The organism is Methylobacterium sp. NMS14P (assembly GCF_028583545.1).
Classification (GTDB): Bacteria; Pseudomonadota; Alphaproteobacteria; order Rhizobiales; family Beijerinckiaceae; genus Methylobacterium.
This window is the reverse complement of sequence record NZ_CP087106.1, coordinates 2288605-2302826: the sequence shown is the minus strand read 5'-3', so window position 1 is coordinate 2302826 and position 14222 is coordinate 2288605. Positions and strand designations below refer to the sequence as shown.

The 14222-nt window shown below is 73.4% G+C and carries 13 protein-coding genes; 5 read left to right on the top strand and 8 right to left on the bottom strand.

The genetic code is table 11. The features are described from left to right. The first annotated feature begins 46 nt into the window (after window positions 1-46). The gene (locus tag LOK46_RS10935; protein WP_273563794.1) at window positions 47-955 is read left to right on the top strand and encodes a collagen-like protein; all 909 of its coding nucleotides are present in this window, start codon (window positions 47-49) and stop codon (window positions 953-955) included. A 25-nt stretch (window positions 956-980) separates the two neighbouring features. On the opposite strand, the gene LOK46_RS10930 is transcribed toward LOK46_RS10935, so the two are convergent. Further along, window positions 981-2198 (bottom strand): TIGR03862 family flavoprotein, encoded by a 1218-nt coding sequence (locus tag LOK46_RS10930; RefSeq protein ID WP_273564579.1) that lies wholly within the window; start codon window positions 2196-2198, stop codon window positions 981-983. A 256-nt stretch (window positions 2199-2454) separates the two neighbouring features. Here LOK46_RS10930 and LOK46_RS10925 point away from each other — a divergent pair, with 256 nt between their 5' ends. Together LOK46_RS10925 and LOK46_RS10920 are read left to right on the top strand one after the other, a co-directional pair. Continuing rightward, complete coding sequence (locus LOK46_RS10925; RefSeq protein ID WP_273563793.1) at window positions 2455-3990, top strand: MDR family MFS transporter; 1536 nt, start codon at window positions 2455-2457, stop codon at window positions 3988-3990. Between the two features lie 351 nt (window positions 3991-4341). Continuing rightward, window positions 4342-5376, top strand: coding sequence for a TerC family protein (locus LOK46_RS10920; RefSeq protein ID WP_273563792.1), 1035 nt, complete (start codon window positions 4342-4344; stop codon window positions 5374-5376). A 22-nt stretch (window positions 5377-5398) separates the two neighbouring features. Here the strand turns inward: LOK46_RS10920 and LOK46_RS10915 are convergent, their stop codons facing one another. The 3 genes from LOK46_RS10915 to LOK46_RS10905 all read right to left on the bottom strand — a co-directional run bounded on the left by LOK46_RS10915 (window position 5399) and on the right by LOK46_RS10905 (window position 7313). Next, window positions 5399-6154, bottom strand: coding sequence for an N-acetylmuramoyl-L-alanine amidase (locus LOK46_RS10915; protein WP_273563791.1), 756 nt, complete (start codon window positions 6152-6154; stop codon window positions 5399-5401). Beyond that, window positions 6151-6891 (bottom strand): TerB family tellurite resistance protein, encoded by a 741-nt coding sequence (locus LOK46_RS10910; RefSeq protein WP_273563790.1) that lies wholly within the window; start codon window positions 6889-6891, stop codon window positions 6151-6153. The genes LOK46_RS10915 and LOK46_RS10910 overlap by 4 nt, the downstream gene beginning before the upstream one ends. Window positions 6892-7043: 152 nt before the next feature. Then, a complete protein-coding gene (locus LOK46_RS10905) occupies window positions 7044-7313 on the bottom strand; it encodes a hypothetical protein (protein ID WP_012318984.1) in 270 nt (89 codons plus the stop codon). 252 nt (window positions 7314-7565) lie between these two features. On the opposite strand from LOK46_RS10905, the gene LOK46_RS10900 reads away from it, so the two are divergent. After that, window positions 7566-8219, top strand: coding sequence for an urease accessory protein UreE (locus LOK46_RS10900; RefSeq protein WP_273563789.1), 654 nt, complete (start codon window positions 7566-7568; stop codon window positions 8217-8219). 128 nt (window positions 8220-8347) lie between these two features. Here the strand turns inward: LOK46_RS10900 and LOK46_RS10895 are convergent, their stop codons facing one another. Both LOK46_RS10895 and LOK46_RS10890 read right to left on the bottom strand, forming a co-directional pair. Further along, window positions 8348-8773 carry a GFA family protein gene (locus LOK46_RS10895; RefSeq protein ID WP_273563788.1) on the bottom strand — a complete coding sequence of 142 codons (426 nt, stop codon included), beginning with the start codon at window positions 8771-8773 and terminating at the stop codon, window positions 8348-8350. 164 nt (window positions 8774-8937) lie between these two features. Further along, the gene (locus LOK46_RS10890) at window positions 8938-9153 is read right to left on the bottom strand and encodes a hypothetical protein (RefSeq protein ID WP_273563787.1); all 216 of its coding nucleotides are present in this window, start codon (window positions 9151-9153) and stop codon (window positions 8938-8940) included. Window positions 9154-9648: 495 nt separating this feature from the next. On the opposite strand from LOK46_RS10890, the gene LOK46_RS10885 reads away from it, so the two are divergent. Then, window positions 9649-10524 (top strand): SDR family oxidoreductase, encoded by an 876-nt coding sequence (locus LOK46_RS10885; RefSeq protein ID WP_273563786.1) that lies wholly within the window; start codon window positions 9649-9651, stop codon window positions 10522-10524. 83 nt (window positions 10525-10607) lie between these two features. Here LOK46_RS10885 and LOK46_RS10880 read toward each other — a convergent pair whose 3' ends face one another. Beyond that, window positions 10608-12239 (bottom strand): methyl-accepting chemotaxis protein, encoded by a 1632-nt coding sequence (locus tag LOK46_RS10880; protein WP_273563785.1) that lies wholly within the window; start codon window positions 12237-12239, stop codon window positions 10608-10610. A 1122-nt stretch (window positions 12240-13361) separates the two neighbouring features. Continuing rightward, window positions 13362-14222, bottom strand: a complete 861-nt coding sequence (locus LOK46_RS10875) for a flagellar motor protein MotB (protein WP_273563784.1) — start codon at window positions 14220-14222, stop codon at window positions 13362-13364.

The following is a 14222-nucleotide window of genomic DNA, read 5'->3' as shown; positions in this document are numbered from 1 at the left end:
CAATGTCCGGACGCCGCGCGCGTGACGCGGCCGAACCGGACCGCGCATGCGCTCAGCCCTCAGCTCAGCCCTCACCCTGACGCTCCTGCTCGCCCTGTCGGGGGCGGCGCTCGGCCAGCAGGCGGATCCGCCGGGTGCCGCCGCCCCGGATCCGGCCGCGGCCGCCCCCGCGGCGGGGCGGTCGCGCCCCGCCCGGCCGCGGGTCCGGCACGCGCAGGCCCCGAGCCAGCCGATCATGGTCTACGACGCGCGGATCGAGGCCGGCGACCTGCGGATCTCGGGCTCCGTGCGCAAGCCCGGGGCGATCGTGGTGCTGGACGACGACATCTCGATCCAGGCCGACCGGCGCGGCCGGTTCACCTTCCGGCTGCCCTACCGGCCCTCGACCTGCGTGGTGACGCTGAAGGCGGAGCCGGACGAGCGCGAGGCGGTCGTGGCGAACTGCGCGCCCGAGGGTCCGCCCGGACCGACCGGTCCCCAGGGCGCGGCGGGACCGCCCGGCGAGACGGGGGCCAAGGGTGAGACCGGTCCCAAGGGTGAGACCGGTCCCAAGGGTGAGCCGGGGCTCAAGGGAGATCAGGGCCTCAAGGGCGATACGGGTTCCCAGGGCGAGCCCGGCCCGAAAGGGGAGCCCGGTCCCACGGGCGCGGCCGGACCGCAGGGCGCACCGGGCCCGAAGGGCGACACGGGAGCCTCGGGCCTACAGGGCCCTCCCGGGCCGCGGGGTCCGGTCGGGCCGCAGGGCGGCCCGGGCCCGAAGGGCGAGGCCACCGCCGCCAGCCTGCGGCCCGTGCGCAAATCCGACTGTCCGGGGGGCTGCGCGATCACCTGCGGGACCGGGGAGATGCTGGTCACGGCCCACTGCCTCAAGGGCGGCGCGCCGACCTACGACGGGGAGGGCGCCAGCTGCCCGGCCGAGGCGACCGGCATCGTCGGGTTCTGCACGCGGCCGTGAGGCGAGCGGCCCTGAGACCGGCGGGTCAGCCGCCGGTCTCGCGCAGCCAGTCGAGCATCCCGGCGGCGGCCGCCCGGCCGCCCGCGAAGGCGCCCTGGAGCAGGTAGCCGCCGGTCGGCGCCTCCCAGTCGAGCATCTCGCCGGCCAGGAACAGGCCGGGATGGGCGCGCAGCATGGAGCGCCCGTCGAGGGCGTCGAGCCGGACGCCGCCCGCCGTCGAGATCGCCCGCTCGATCGTCGCGGAGGCGGTGAGGGTGATGGGCGCGGCCTTGATCAGCCCGGCGAGGGCCCCGGGCTCCGCCGGGAGTGCGGCGCCGGCCGCCTCGCGCAGCAGCCCCGCCGCCACGGGCGCAAGGCCCGCGGCCTTGCGCAGCCGGGTGGCGGCCGAGTCGCCCGGCCGGGCGCCGGACAGGCGGCGGGCGAGGGCCTCCCGGGTCAGGTCCGGGCGGAGATCCACGTCGAGCCGCGCGCTGCCCCCGGCCGCGATCGCCTCGCGCAGGGGGCGCGAGAGGGCGTAGATCGCCCCGCCCTCGATGCCGGCCTCGGTGATCACGGCCTCGCCCCGCACCGTGGTGCCCGCGCAGGTGAGCGCCACCCGCTTCAGCGGCGCGCCGGAGAAGCGCTCCCGGAACAGGTCGGACCACGCCGTCGCGAAACCGGCATTGGCCGGACGCAGGGGTGACACCGCCACGCCGAGCCCCTCGAGGAGCGGCACCCAGCGCCCGTCCGAGCCGAGGCGCGGCCAGCTCGCTCCGCCCAGGGCCAGCAGGGTGGCGCGGGGCCGGAGGTCCAGGGGACCGTCCGGGGTCTCGAAGCGCAGGCCCTCTGCGATCCCCGTGAGCCGGTGGCGGGTGCGGATCCGGACGCCCAGGCGGTCGAGCCGCGCCAGCCACGCCCGCAGCAGGGGCGAGGCCTTGAAGCTCCGCGGGAAGACGCGGCCGCTCGAGCCGACGAAGGTCGGCTCGCCGAGATCCGCGCACCACGCCCTGAGCGCGTCGGGCGGGAAGGCCGCGATGGCCGCGTCGAGGGCGCCGCCCGGATGGTAGCGGGCGAGGAACGCCGCCCGCGCCTCGCTGTGGGTAATGTTGAGGCCGCCGCGCCCGGCGATCAGCAGCTTGCGGGCGACCGACGGCATGCGCTCGTAGACCGTGACCGCGCGGCCGGCCGCCCCCAGCAGCTCGGCCGCGGCGAGCCCGGCCGGCCCGCCGCCCACGATGGCGATTGCATCCCTGTCATCCGGCATGGGCCGGGAGAGCGACAGCCCGGCGCCCTCTGTCAAGGGCGAAGACCGGATCGGCGCCGGGCGCCATGGGCCGGCCCCCGGCGTTGCGCTAGGAAACGGACACGCCCGAACGCACGTTCTTCCCGATCCCGGGCGCCGCGGATACCGGCACACCGGCCCGCGACCGCGGTCCGCCCGCGCCCCCCTCATGCCGCCCCAGGCCCCGTCCGCCCCGGACGGTCGGCCGGCACGGTCCGGATCAGAGGCTCTCAGACACGTGGCCAGTCCCGTCGCCGTCACCGAGATTCAGCCGCAGGCCCAGGCGCGGCCCGCCCCGCAGGCCGCGCTCAGCCCCGGCGAGATCCGCGCCATCGTCTACGGGCTGATGACCGCGATGCTGCTCGCGGCCCTCGACCAGACCATCGTGGCGACCGCCATGCCGACCATCGGCCTCGACCTCGGCGACGCCGCGAACCTGCCCTGGATCGTCACCGCCTACCTGCTGGCCTCCACGGCGGTGACCCCGCTCTACGGCAAGCTCAGCGACATCCACGGCCGGCGGATCATGCTGCTGATCGCCATCGCGACCTTCGTGGTCGGCTCGCTCGCCTGCGCGCTCGCGCCCACGATGGTGGCGCTGGCGCTCGCCCGGGGTCTCCAGGGTGTCGGCGGCGGCGGGCTGATCGCCCTGGCGCAGACCATCCTGGCCGACATCATGTCGCCCAAGGAGCGGGCGCGCTATCAGGTGGTGATCGCGGGCGTGTTCGTGACGGCCTCGGTGGCGGGGCCGCTGCTCGGCGGCCTCTTCGCCCAGCACCTGCACTGGTCGCTGATCTTCTGGATCAACCTGCCGATCGGCGTCCTCGCCTTCGCGCTGACCAACGCCAACCTGAAGCGCCTGCCGCGCCACGAGCGCCGCCACCGGCTGGACTATCCCGGCGCCGCCCTGATGGTGGCGGGCTCCGTCACCCTCCTGCTGGCCCTGAGCTGGGGCGGGGTGCGCTATCCCTGGGACTCGGCGCCGGTCCTCACCCTCCTCGCCGGGGCGGCCGTGCTGGGCGGCGGCTTCGCGGCGCGGCTCGCCACGGCGCCGGAGCCGCTGATCCCCACGGAGGTGCTCAAGGACCGGGTGGTCTACAGCGCGACGCTGGCGGCGTGCTTCGCCATGGGCACCTTCATCGGGCTCACCATCTACGTGCCGATCTTCCTCGAAGGGGTGATCGGGCTCTCGGCGAGCGAGTCCGGCGTGGCCCTGGTGCCGCTGATGATCGGCACCGTCACGGGCGCGACCCTGTCGGGCCGGTCGATGCTGCATTTCCGGCACTACAAGCGCCTGCCCCTGGCGATGATGTGCGTCAGCCTCGCCTGCTGCGCCACCATCGCCTGGCAGGGCCGGGCGCTGCCCTTCTGGCTCATGGAGGTGCTGTTCGCGCTGCTCTCCATGGGGATCGGGACGATCCTGCCGCTCTCGACCATCTCGATCCAGAACGCGGTGGAGACGCACCAGCTCGGCATCGCCACCGCCGCGATGAACTTCTTCCGCTCCCTCGGCGGGGCGCTGATCGTGGCGGCCTTCGGCACGATCGTGCTCGGCGGCGCCGCGGGCGGGGCGGGGGGCGGGGCCCACGACGTGGAGAGCCTGATCCGCGGCGCGGACCCGGCACAGCTCGCCCTGACCTTCCGCCACGTCTTCCTGGCCGCCTGCCTCGGCCTGCTCGGCGCCTTCACGTTCCTGGCGCTGATGGAGGAGCGGCCCCTGCGCGAGCGTACGTCGCCGAAGATGGCGGCCGAGACGCCGGAGCCCTCCGCCTGACGGCCTCCCGGGATCGTCTCCGTCCGATCCCGTGACGCCGCCGGGCCGCGACGCGCGCCCGTCACCTCGCGCGCGTCCCACCTCGAGACGGGAGATCGCTCCGGAGCCGGTCGCGGCCGCGTGCAGGTGCTCGCGCCTCCCGGAAGCGGGCGCGCGCCTTCGTCGCGTCGGGGCCACGGGGGCCGGATATCGTCACCGGCCCGCGCCCCACCCGGGCGCCCTGCCCTTGATTCGCCTGGATCACCCCTTACGTCGGCCTCATCGGCTGCGGGCCCCTCTGGCGGGCGCTCCTCAGCGCCCGTGATGTCGGAGCCGATGCTTTCCATTTGGAATCAGCATCAGGTCCCGCACATGATGGACGTCCTCACCGTCGTATGGCTCGGCAAGCCGTTGTGGATGTGGCTCGGGTTCCACGTCCTGATCGCCTGCCTGCTCGCCTTCGACCTCGGGCTCCTCCACCGCGACAAGGAGCACGAGATCGACGTCCGGGAGAGCCTGCTGCTCACCGGCTTCTACCTCGCCCTCGGCCTCGCCTTCGGCGGCTGGATCTGGTGGTATCTCGGGCCGTCCTCCGCCGAGGAGTACGTCACCGGCCTCGTGGTCGAGAAGTCGCTGTCGATGGACAACGTCTTCGTCATCGCCATGATCCTGACGGCGCTCGGCATCCCCCGAGCCGCCCAGCACCGCGTCCTGCTCTGGGGCATCCTGGCGGCGGTCGTGCTGCGCGGCCTGATGATCGGGCTCGGCGCCGCCCTGGTGCACGAGGTGCACTGGGTGCTCTCCCTGTTCGCCGCCTTCCTGATCTACGCCGGCCTGAAGATCCTGCTCTCGGGCGACGAGGAGGAGGGCGACTTCCAGAACAGCGCCGTCGTGCGCTGGTTCAAGACGACCTTCCGGGTCACGCCAGACCTGCACGGCCAGCGCTTCACGGTGCGCAAGACCGACCCCAGGACCGGCAAGGTCGCCCTGTACTTCACCCCGCTGGCGCTCGCCCTGGTGCTGGTGAACGGCGCCGACGTGATCTTCGCGGTCGACAGCGTGCCGGCGATCTTCGCGATCACCACCGACACGTTCGTGGTCTACACCTCCAACATCTTCGCCATCCTGGGCCTGCGCGCCCTCTACTTCGCGCTCGCCGCGATGGTCGACCGGTTCGCCTACCTGAAGACGGCCCTCGCGTTCATCCTGATCTTCATCGGCGCCAAGATCGTCGTTGCCGACACGTTCGGGCTCATCCACGTGCAGCCCTGGGTCTCCCTGGTGGTGACCCTGACGCTGCTGGCGGCCGGCGTCTTCTACAGCCTCTGGCGGACCCGGACCGACGCGCCGGCCGCGCCGGCCCCGGAGGCCGGGCACCCCCACGAGGCCCGGGCCCACCGCGCCTGAGGGCCGGGCGGGCGCCCACCGCTCAGGCGGCCGGCAGCGCCGCGATCAGGTCGCGCAGGGTGGTGATGGTGGAGGCGTCGGCCACGCCGTCCACCCGCGCCGGGCGGAAATGGCGCTGGAATGCGGTGACCACCGCCTGGGTGCGCGCGTCGAACATCCCGGTCACCGGCAGGTCGTAGCCGTAGAGCGCGAACATCGCCTGCAGCGCCTCGACGGGCTGGCCGGCATCGCCCCGCGCGAGGAAGCGGCCGTCCTGGAGGCGGGCGGGCGGCACGCGATGGCCCACCCCCGCCGCCGCCAGACGGTCCCACGGGAAGATCTCCCCCGGATCCTCCTTGCGCTCGGGCGCGACGTCGGAATGGGCGAGCACCCGCTCCGGCGGGATCGGCCAGCGGCCGAGGATGTCCCGGGCCAGCGCGATCACCGCCTCGACCTGCGCTTCCGGGTAGGGCGGCAGGCCGCCGGCATGGCCCGGGTTCACGATCTCGATCCCGATCGACCGGGAATTGACGTCGGTCTCGCCCTTCCAGGCGCCGGCGCCGGCGTGCCAGGCCCGGCGGGCCTCCGGCACCATCTGGACGATGCCGCCATCCTCGAACACGAGGTAGTGCGCCGAGACCTCGCTCAGCGGGTCGCGCAGGCGCGCGAGGGCGGCGGCCCCGCTGTCCATCCCGGTGTAGTGCAGGATCAGCATGTCGAGCGGCCCCGCGCGGCGGGCGCCGTGGTTCGGCGAGGGCGCGACGCGGCGGGCGAGGGGGCTGTCGGGCGCGAGACTCACCGCAGCCCGCGCTCCTGCGCGATCCGGTCATAGGCCGCGTTGATCGCGGCGAGCCGCCGCGTGGCGATGGCGACCGCCTCCGTCGGCAGGCCGCGGGCGAGCGCCCGATCCGGGTGGTGCTCGACCACCAGTGCCCGGTGGCGGACCCTCACGGCGGCGTCGTCCGCCTCGCGGTCGAGCCCGAGGACGCCGTAGGGGTCGTCCGGCAGTCGCACGTGGCGCGCGGCGATGCGCCGGAACGCCGCCTCGTCGAAGCCGAAGATGCCCGAGACCGCGCGCAGGTAGCGCTCCTCGGCCTCGTGCAGCGCCCCGTCGGCGCCGGCGATCTGGAACAGCCCGTCGAGCACGTCCTCGAGGAGCGCCGGCTCGTCGCCGAAGGTCGTCGCCAGCTGGTGGGCGTAGGCCTCGAAGCCGTTCGTGGTCTTCTTGGCGAGGTCGAACAGGCGCTCGACGCCCGCCCGCGCGGACGGCTCCACCTGCACGACCCGGCCGAACGCCTCGACCTCCGAGGGCAGCACGACGCCGTCGGACTTGGCCATCTTGGCGGCGAGCGCCACGAGTCCGGTGGTGAACACGACGTCGCGCGGCGTCCGCCCGAAGGGCGCGCCGACGCGGTCGAGCAGGAAATGGCCCGCGACCCCGCCGATCAGCGCCCCGAGCGGACCGCCGATCGCGAGGCCGAATCCGGCGCCGCCGAGCTTGCCCCAGACACCCTGAGACTTGGTCGCCTGATTCATGGGACCACCGGTCCCGGCGCTGATCCTCGGCTCGGCTCTGTCATCGGGGGCGGCGGGGTTCCGGCGCCGGGACGGGCCCGGCCGAGCGACGGGATAGCCGCTCCGCACGCCGCGAGGAAGGGCCGGGACGCGCCCGGCCCGCCCCCTTCAGCTCAGCGGCAGTAGACGTTGCCGTAGGCGTCGCGATAGGTGCCGTAGGGGCAGCGCGGCGCGGTCGAGGCGCCCACGATGGCGCCGCCGGCGCCGCCGATCGCGGCACCCGCCAGGGCACCGCCCGCGCGGCCGGTGGCCGCCGCGCCGATCGCCGCACCGGTCAGAGCGCCGAGGCCGGCACCGCCCAGAGCCCGGTCCTCCGGGGTGTTGCAGCCGGCGAGCGAGAGGGCGGCGATGGTGGCGATGGCGGCGGCCGTCAGCTTCTTCATGGTCCCCAGAACTCCCTTGTGTATCCGGTCCGGCCGGTGGCCGTGATCGTTGCGGATCGGGTCGAGCTTAGCAGGAAAGGAATGTCGGCCATACGGCTAAGGTTCCATCGGCCGCGAGACGAGTTGCCAGACGAGTTGCGCCCGGTTCCCGTCTCGCCCTATGCCACGGGTCGGAGGCGCTCCGGCCGCGGTGCCGCGACGCCCTATCCGGCACCACGCCCGGCACCAGTCCGGCTCATGTCCGAGGGTCCCATGCCGACAGCCACCACGATCGTCCGCCGGGCCGCGGTCCGCGCCGACCGCGTCGCCGACACGGTGACCCTCGACCGCGCGGCCCGGGATGCCGTCGCGGGCTCGCTGGTCGCCGAGGGCGGCCTCGGCTTCGACGTCGCGCTCACCAAGGCCGCGGCGCTCGAGGACGGCGACGCCCTGCGCCTCGACGACGGCCGGCTCGTCGCGGTGCGGGCGGCCGCCGAGGACCTCCTTGAGGTGCGGGCCGAGAATCCGGCCCGCCTGCTGCGCCTGGCTTGGCAGCTCGGCGGCAGCCACGTGGACGCCGAGATCGGCGCGGACGTGCTCTACGTGCCGGCGACACCCGCCGCGGCCGAGCTGGTGCGCGGGCAGGGCTGCGTCGCGACCCCGGTCTCCCGCGCCTTCCGGCCCGAGCAGGCCGCCCACGATCACAGCACCTGCGGGCACGATCACGGGCACGATCATCATGCCCACCACGACCACGCGCACGATCACGCGCACGACCATGGTCACAGCCACGATCACGGCCACGATCACGGGCATCATCACGAGCACGGGCACCAGAAGCACGGGCACCAGAAGCACGGCCATGATCACGCCCACGATCACGGACACGTGCACGGTCCCGGCTGCGGCTGCGGCCACGATCACTAGCGCCTGAGCCGGGCGCGGTCCGGAGCGGCGCCCGGGGACCGGGCCAGTCGGGCGGGACCGATCGGGGATCCCACGCCGGTCCCCGACCGCGGACGGTCCACCCCCGTCACGCGGCCGTCACGCGGCCGTCACTCTGCGGGGACGAAGCGCAGCGTGCCGGCGCGCCGCGTGGGCTGGCCGGTATCGTTCGTGTGATTGACGCCGTCCATCACCGGGACCTCCGGGAAATCGAAGGGGCTGACCCCGTCCAGGCAGGCCACGTTGACGGCGTGGACGTTCGGGTCCGACCGCCGCTGATGATGCGTGTAGACGCCGCAGCGGGAACAGAAGAAGTGCTGCGCCGCCCCGGTATGGAACCGGTAGGTCGTCAGCGCCTCCGCGCCCTGCAGGATCCTGACCCCGCCCGGCCGCGCCATGACGACGACGGCGCCGCGCATGCGGCAGTAGGAGCAGGTGCAACGGCGGATCGACGCGAGATCCTCGCTGAGGGCCGCCTCGAAGCGCACGGCCCCGCAATGGCAGCGGCCGGACCGGATCGTCGCGTCGTCCGCCATGGTGCCGGGCCTTCCGTGCGCTTTCCTGCGAACCGGCTCGGCGACAGACCCGGCCGGTGCTCCGACGTCTAGGTCCCGGGCGCCGCGCGGACAATCACCATGTCGTCACGCGGTATGTCAGGAAAAATCACGCGCGGCCTTCGGGAGAGCGGCAGACCTCCCGGTCACAGGCGCTTCGGCACGGGCCTGCGGCAGTAGAGGCGCGCCTCCGCGTCGGACAGGCTGTCCTGGGCGGCCACGCACTGGTCGAGGGTGAGGCCGATGCTGGCCGCGTAGGGCTCGTTGGGTGACAGCGCCGCGCGGGCGAGGGCCGCCAGGTACAGCAGGAACGCCGCGACCGCGGCGATCAGCGCGGCGACGACGGCGCGATTCAGCAGCATCGCCGGCGACCGCTCACGGGATACCGACCACCAGCAGCGCAAGCGCGAGCACCGTCAGCCCCGCTCCGATCAACGCCACGGCGGTGTAGTCGCGTCCGGACCGCCGCGCGGACGCGCGGCCGGACCGGATCATGATCCGCGTCCCCGATCCCCGTGCAGGGTCCGAGTCCCGGGGCCGGCTCACTGCAGCAGACCCCACAGGCCCGTGGCCAGTCCGAAGGTGAGTGAGAGCATCGCCGCGCAGAGCAGGACGCGGTCGATCACGCGGGCGGCCCGGTCCTCCGGCTGTACGTCGATCATGGCGGGACCTCCTCGCGGCCAGAGTGGCGAACGGCTGTTGCTGACCTGTGTCGGCCCGTCGTCGGCACACGGGTTCGTGTTGCCCGCGACGGAAGCCGCCTCGAACGGGACTGTGCCGGGCGGGGCGCGGCGCCGGGGCATCGGAACACCCGGGATGCCGTGCGGTTGGACCGGCATCCCCATCGGAGACGACGCGTGACCACGGATCCGCTGCACAAATATCCCCGCCCGCCCTTCGCGGCGCAGCCCCAGAGCTTCCCCGGCAAGACCGGCCGCATGGAGCCGGAACCCGACCACGGCGAGGCGAGCTACAAGGGTTCGGGCAAGCTGACCGGCCAGGCGGCGCTGATCACCGGCGGCGATTCCGGCATCGGCCGCGCGGTCGCCATCGCCTTCGCCCGCGAAGGGGCCGACATCGCCATCTCCTACCTGCCCGACGAGCAGGCCGACGCGGAGGCGGTCGCCCAGTGGGTCGAGAAGGCCGGACGGCGGGCGCTGCTCCTGCCGGGCGACCTCAAGGACGCGGCCTACGGCCGCCAGATCGTCGCCCGCACGGTGGAGACGTTCGGGCGCCTCGACGTGCTGGTCAACAACGGCGCGTTCCAGCAGCCGAACGAGGACCTCGCCAAGATCGACGACACGGTGTTCGAGGACCATTTCCGCACCAACGTGTTCGGCGCGTTCTACGTGACCAAGGCGGCGCTCGCCCATCTGAAGCCCGGCGCCTCGGTGATCTTCACCTCCTCGGTGAACTCCAAGCACCCGATGCCGTCGCTCCTCGCCTACAGCGCCACCAAGGGCGCCCTGAGCAACATGGTGCTCAGCCTCGCCCAGCTGCTCGCCGACAAGGGCGTGCGCGTGAACGGCGTGCTGCCCGGGCCGATCTGGACGCCGTTCATCCCCTCCGGGATGAGCCAGGATTCGGTGAAATCCTTCGGCAGCCAGGTGCCGTTCGGCCGGCCCGGACAACCGGCCGAACTCGCCTCGGCCTACGTGATGCTGGCCTCCGAGGAGAGCAGCTACACGTCGGGCGCGCTCGTCACGGTGGCCGGGGCCATGCCGGTGTTCTGACGCGCCTCTCCGACGCGCCGCGCTGACGGGCGCCCGCCAGGGCTGCGCTCGCCAGGGCTGCGCCCGTCCGCGCGACGGCGCGCTCAGGCGGCGCGCATCTCGACCAGGAAGCGCATCACCTCGGCGCGCAGGGCCTCGGCGCTGCGGCAGACGTCGCCCGCGGCCGCGCCGACCTCCCCGGCCACGCGGTGCGTCGCCTCCGCGGCCGACGAGGCCGAGACCACGTTCTGGCTCACCGCGTCGGTCCCCCGGGCGGCCGCGTCGATGTTCTGCGAGATGTGCCCGGTGGCGAACCGCTGCTGCTCGACGGCCGCCGCGATCGCGCTGGCGATCGCGTTCATCGTGTCGACGGTCCGGCCGATCGAGTGGACCGCCCCGACCGCCTCCGTCGTCTCGCCCTGGATCGCCGCGACCTGCGCGGTGATCTCCTCGGTGGCCTTCGCGGTCTGCCCGGCCAAGCCCTTCACCTCGGCGGCGACCACGGCGAAGCCGCGTCCCGACTCGCCCGCCCGCGCCGCCTCGATCGTGGCGTTCAGGGCCAGCAGGTTGGTCTGCTCGGCGATCGCCGAGATGATCCGCACGACCTCCCCGATCCTCTCCGCCGCTCCGGCGAGGCCGCGGATCTGCCGGTCGGTCCGCTCGGCCTCGGTCACCGCCTGACCGGCGATCGCGGCCGACTTGGTGACCTGCCCACCGATCTCGCCGATCGAGGCGGACAGCTCCTCGGTGGCCGCCGCCACCGTCTGCACGTTGGCCGCCGCCTGCTGCGCCGCCCCGGCCGCCGAGCCCGCCTGCCGCGAGGCCTGCGCGGCGGTGTCGGCCATCGCCCGGCAGGCCTCCCGCATGCCGGCCGCGGCGGTATCGACCCGCGCCAGGAGCTGGCTCGCCTCGGCGTCGAAGCTGCGGGTCACCGTCTCCATCCACTGGGCGCGCTCCTGCCGGCGCTCCTGCTCGGCGCGCTGCTCGGTCGACAAGGTCCGGGCCTGGATCATGCTGTCCCGGAACACGCCGGCGGCCTCGGCCATGTGGCCGATCTCGTCGCGCCGACCGAGTCCCGGAATGTCGGCGTCCGTCGCGCCGTCGGCGAGACGGCGCAGGGCCGCCGTGAAGGCGCTCAGGGGTCGCGTGATGCTGCGCGCCAGCAGGAACCCGACCAGCCCGATCCCGATCGCGAGGGGTGTCAGCCAGAGCAGGGTGGTGACCATCCGCGCCCGGTCCATGGCGTGGATGTCGTCCACGTACAGGGCCGAGTTGATGACCCATTGCCAGGGCTCGTAGGCGAGCGAGTAGGCGACCTTCGGGGCGGGCTCGGTCTCGCCGAGGCGGGCCCAGCGGTACTCGGTGAAGCCGCCGCCCTCCTGGCCGTGCCGGATCATCGTCCAGACGAAGGTCTTCTTCATCGTCGCGTCGTCGCGGGACCGCGTGCCCTCGATCTTGGGATCGGGATGGACGACGTTGCGACCGATATTGCCCGGGGCCGAGCTGTAGACGAAGACGTAGTCGCCGCCGTTGTAGCGCATCGCCCGCAGCGCCTCCGCGGCGCGCCGCCGCGCCTCGTCGGCCGTGATGGCGCCGGCCTCCGCCTGCTGGGCGAACGCCGCCACGATGCCGTGCGCCGACTCGACCTGGGCGCGGATGGCGGCCTTGCGGCCATCCATCATCACCGCGCCGACGGACGAGATCTGAACGCCCACGATCGATACGAAAGCCAGCAAGATACCGCTGATGAGATAAAATATCCTCTTACCGATCGTCATTTCAAATATCTCCACACATGAAATAAATCATCCGCCTCAGACCGCGGATAGAATCAACTGTCCTTCGGCGCCGCACCGGACCATCATCTGCCGTACATTGGAATTATTCCATGCCGGCCGAACATATGAGATATGCTTCATCCTGATCGCGGCGGAGAAGACCTGTCGCGGCGGACGGACATCCTGCCGGGTCAGGCGCCCCTCCGGGCCGGCGCACGGCCCGCCATCGCCGCGCGGCCCTGTCGACGGCCGGGTCCTCGCCGTCGATCAGTGGACCATCACCGGCGCGGCGATCCGCCCGCGCGAGGACGGCTGCCCGGCGGCGATGTTCGGCGCGTGAGACCCGACCGATCCGGTGGCCTGCGCGCACCGGCTGTGCCGGGTCGACGGCGCCGAGGCCCGGGAGGCGGCCGGGGTCTCGCTGGCCGGGCTCCAGGCGCTGGGGTCGAGAGCGCGGAACCTGCGCGGCATCGCTCCCGGCCGATGCGCGAGGGTCTGACGGCCGCGGGCGAGCGGATCATCCACGAGCCGCGCGGGATGGCTCGCGGACGCGCGCTCTCGCGAATCCGCGCGCGCAGGCTCGACCGGCGCGTTCGCCCGCGGTCAATCTTGCTGAAGGGCCATGTCACCGCGGCCGCGATCAGCGAGGCCGCGCCTGTCCGACCGCGTGCCCGGACGGGGCGCTCTGCATCATCGTGCTGGCGAGATCCCTGACCCGGCAGGCCGCAGGTCCGGCACGCGTGACCTATTCCTCAAGCCGCGAGGCGAAACGATGCCCGGGGTTCGACCAGGTCACGTCGGGACGGCTCGTCTCGAAGGCTCCGGGTCCGGCGGGCTCGATCCTCGCGGTGCCGCTCGCGGGCGCCGCGAGCTTGCCGCGCCGCGTCGTGAGCCGGCCGCCTCAGCGCGGCGCGGGCACGCTCGGCCTGCGCGCAGGCCGCCCGCTCCGCCTCGACCACGCGCGACAGGAGCGACGGGGCGGCTCGTAGTCCTGCGCGAGGCACGCGATGCGCCACGATGACCCGACGGGCGGCACCGACGCGGTTTGCCCGTCGTCTCAGGCGGCGAGGCGTCCCGTCGTCAGCGAAGGAGGTTCGGGGGCACCGGCGGGCTCGCATTGAGCAGCGTGACCGTCACCCGTCGGTTCGGCGCGAGGTAGGGATTGTCGGGGAAAACCGGTTCGGTGTCGCCGCGCCCCGACACGGAGGAGAAGTTGTCGTTGGGAACCCCGGCACCCGACAGGATCTCGCGCACGGCGAGCGCGCGCCCGGCGGAGAGGTTCCAGGGTTCGCCGGCCCGCGTCGAGCCCGGGCGCGCGACGGCCGTGTAGCCGGTGATGGACAGGCGGTTGGGCATCCGGCGCAGGGCGGGCGCGAGCGCCTCCAGCACGCGACGGGTGCGCTCATAGGGCTCGACGGAGCCCTCGCGGAACATGGAGCGGCCGTCCTGGTCCACGAGGGACACGTTCACGCCCTCCTTGGTCTGCTCGATCACGATGTTCTTTGACAGCTCGGCGATGTCGGGCATCGTCTGGAGCGCCTGCCGGAGGCTGGCTATGGCGCTCCAGTTGGCCTCCACGCTGGCGACCGGGCGGCTGGCCTCGACATCGCTGGCGCGGCCGGGACTGGTCGGGCGCGACGTGACCTCCCGCTCGGCGGAGCCCCGCTCCGCGTCGCGCGGCGTGGACGGCTTGTTGCCCGCGGTGTCCAGGGCGGTGCCGTACAGGATGCCGCCAGCGCCGCTGGTTGCAGGGCTCAGGGCCGCCGGCGAGAAGTATTCCGCCAGACCGATCTTCTGCTCCTGCGTCGTCATGCTGATCAGCCACATCAGCAGGAAGAACGCCATCATGGCGGTCACGAAGTCCGCGTAGGCGATCTTCCAGGCCCCGCCGTGGTGGGCGTGGGCGGCCTTCTTGACCTTCTTGATGATGATCGTGGTCAT

What these genes read in the sequence shown, in the direction of transcription:
- LOK46_RS10930 (WP_273564579.1), bottom strand. Translation starts at nt 2,198, where the DNA reads ATGCCGGATGACAGGGATGCAATCGCCATCGTGGGCGGCGGGCCGGCC.
- LOK46_RS10900 (WP_273563789.1), top strand. Translation starts at nt 7,566, where the DNA reads ATGCCGACAGCCACCACGATCGTCCGCCGGGCCGCGGTCCGCGCCGAC.
- LOK46_RS10890 (WP_273563787.1), bottom strand. Translation starts at nt 9,153, where the DNA reads ATGCTGCTGAATCGCGCCGTCGTCGCCGCGCTGATCGCCGCGGTCGCG.
- LOK46_RS10875 (WP_273563784.1), bottom strand. Translation starts at nt 14,222, where the DNA reads ATGACCACGATCATCATCAAGAAGGTCAAGAAGGCCGCCCACGCCCAC.
- LOK46_RS10935 (WP_273563794.1), top strand. Translation starts at nt 47, where the DNA reads ATGCGCTCAGCCCTCAGCTCAGCCCTCACCCTGACGCTCCTGCTCGCC.
- LOK46_RS10910 (WP_273563790.1), bottom strand. Translation starts at nt 6,891, where the DNA reads ATGAATCAGGCGACCAAGTCTCAGGGTGTCTGGGGCAAGCTCGGCGGC.
- LOK46_RS10905 (WP_012318984.1), bottom strand. Translation starts at nt 7,313, where the DNA reads ATGAAGAAGCTGACGGCCGCCGCCATCGCCACCATCGCCGCCCTCTCG.
- LOK46_RS10920 (WP_273563792.1), top strand. Translation starts at nt 4,342, where the DNA reads ATGATGGACGTCCTCACCGTCGTATGGCTCGGCAAGCCGTTGTGGATG.
- LOK46_RS10895 (WP_273563788.1), bottom strand. Translation starts at nt 8,773, where the DNA reads ATGGCGGACGACGCGACGATCCGGTCCGGCCGCTGCCATTGCGGGGCC.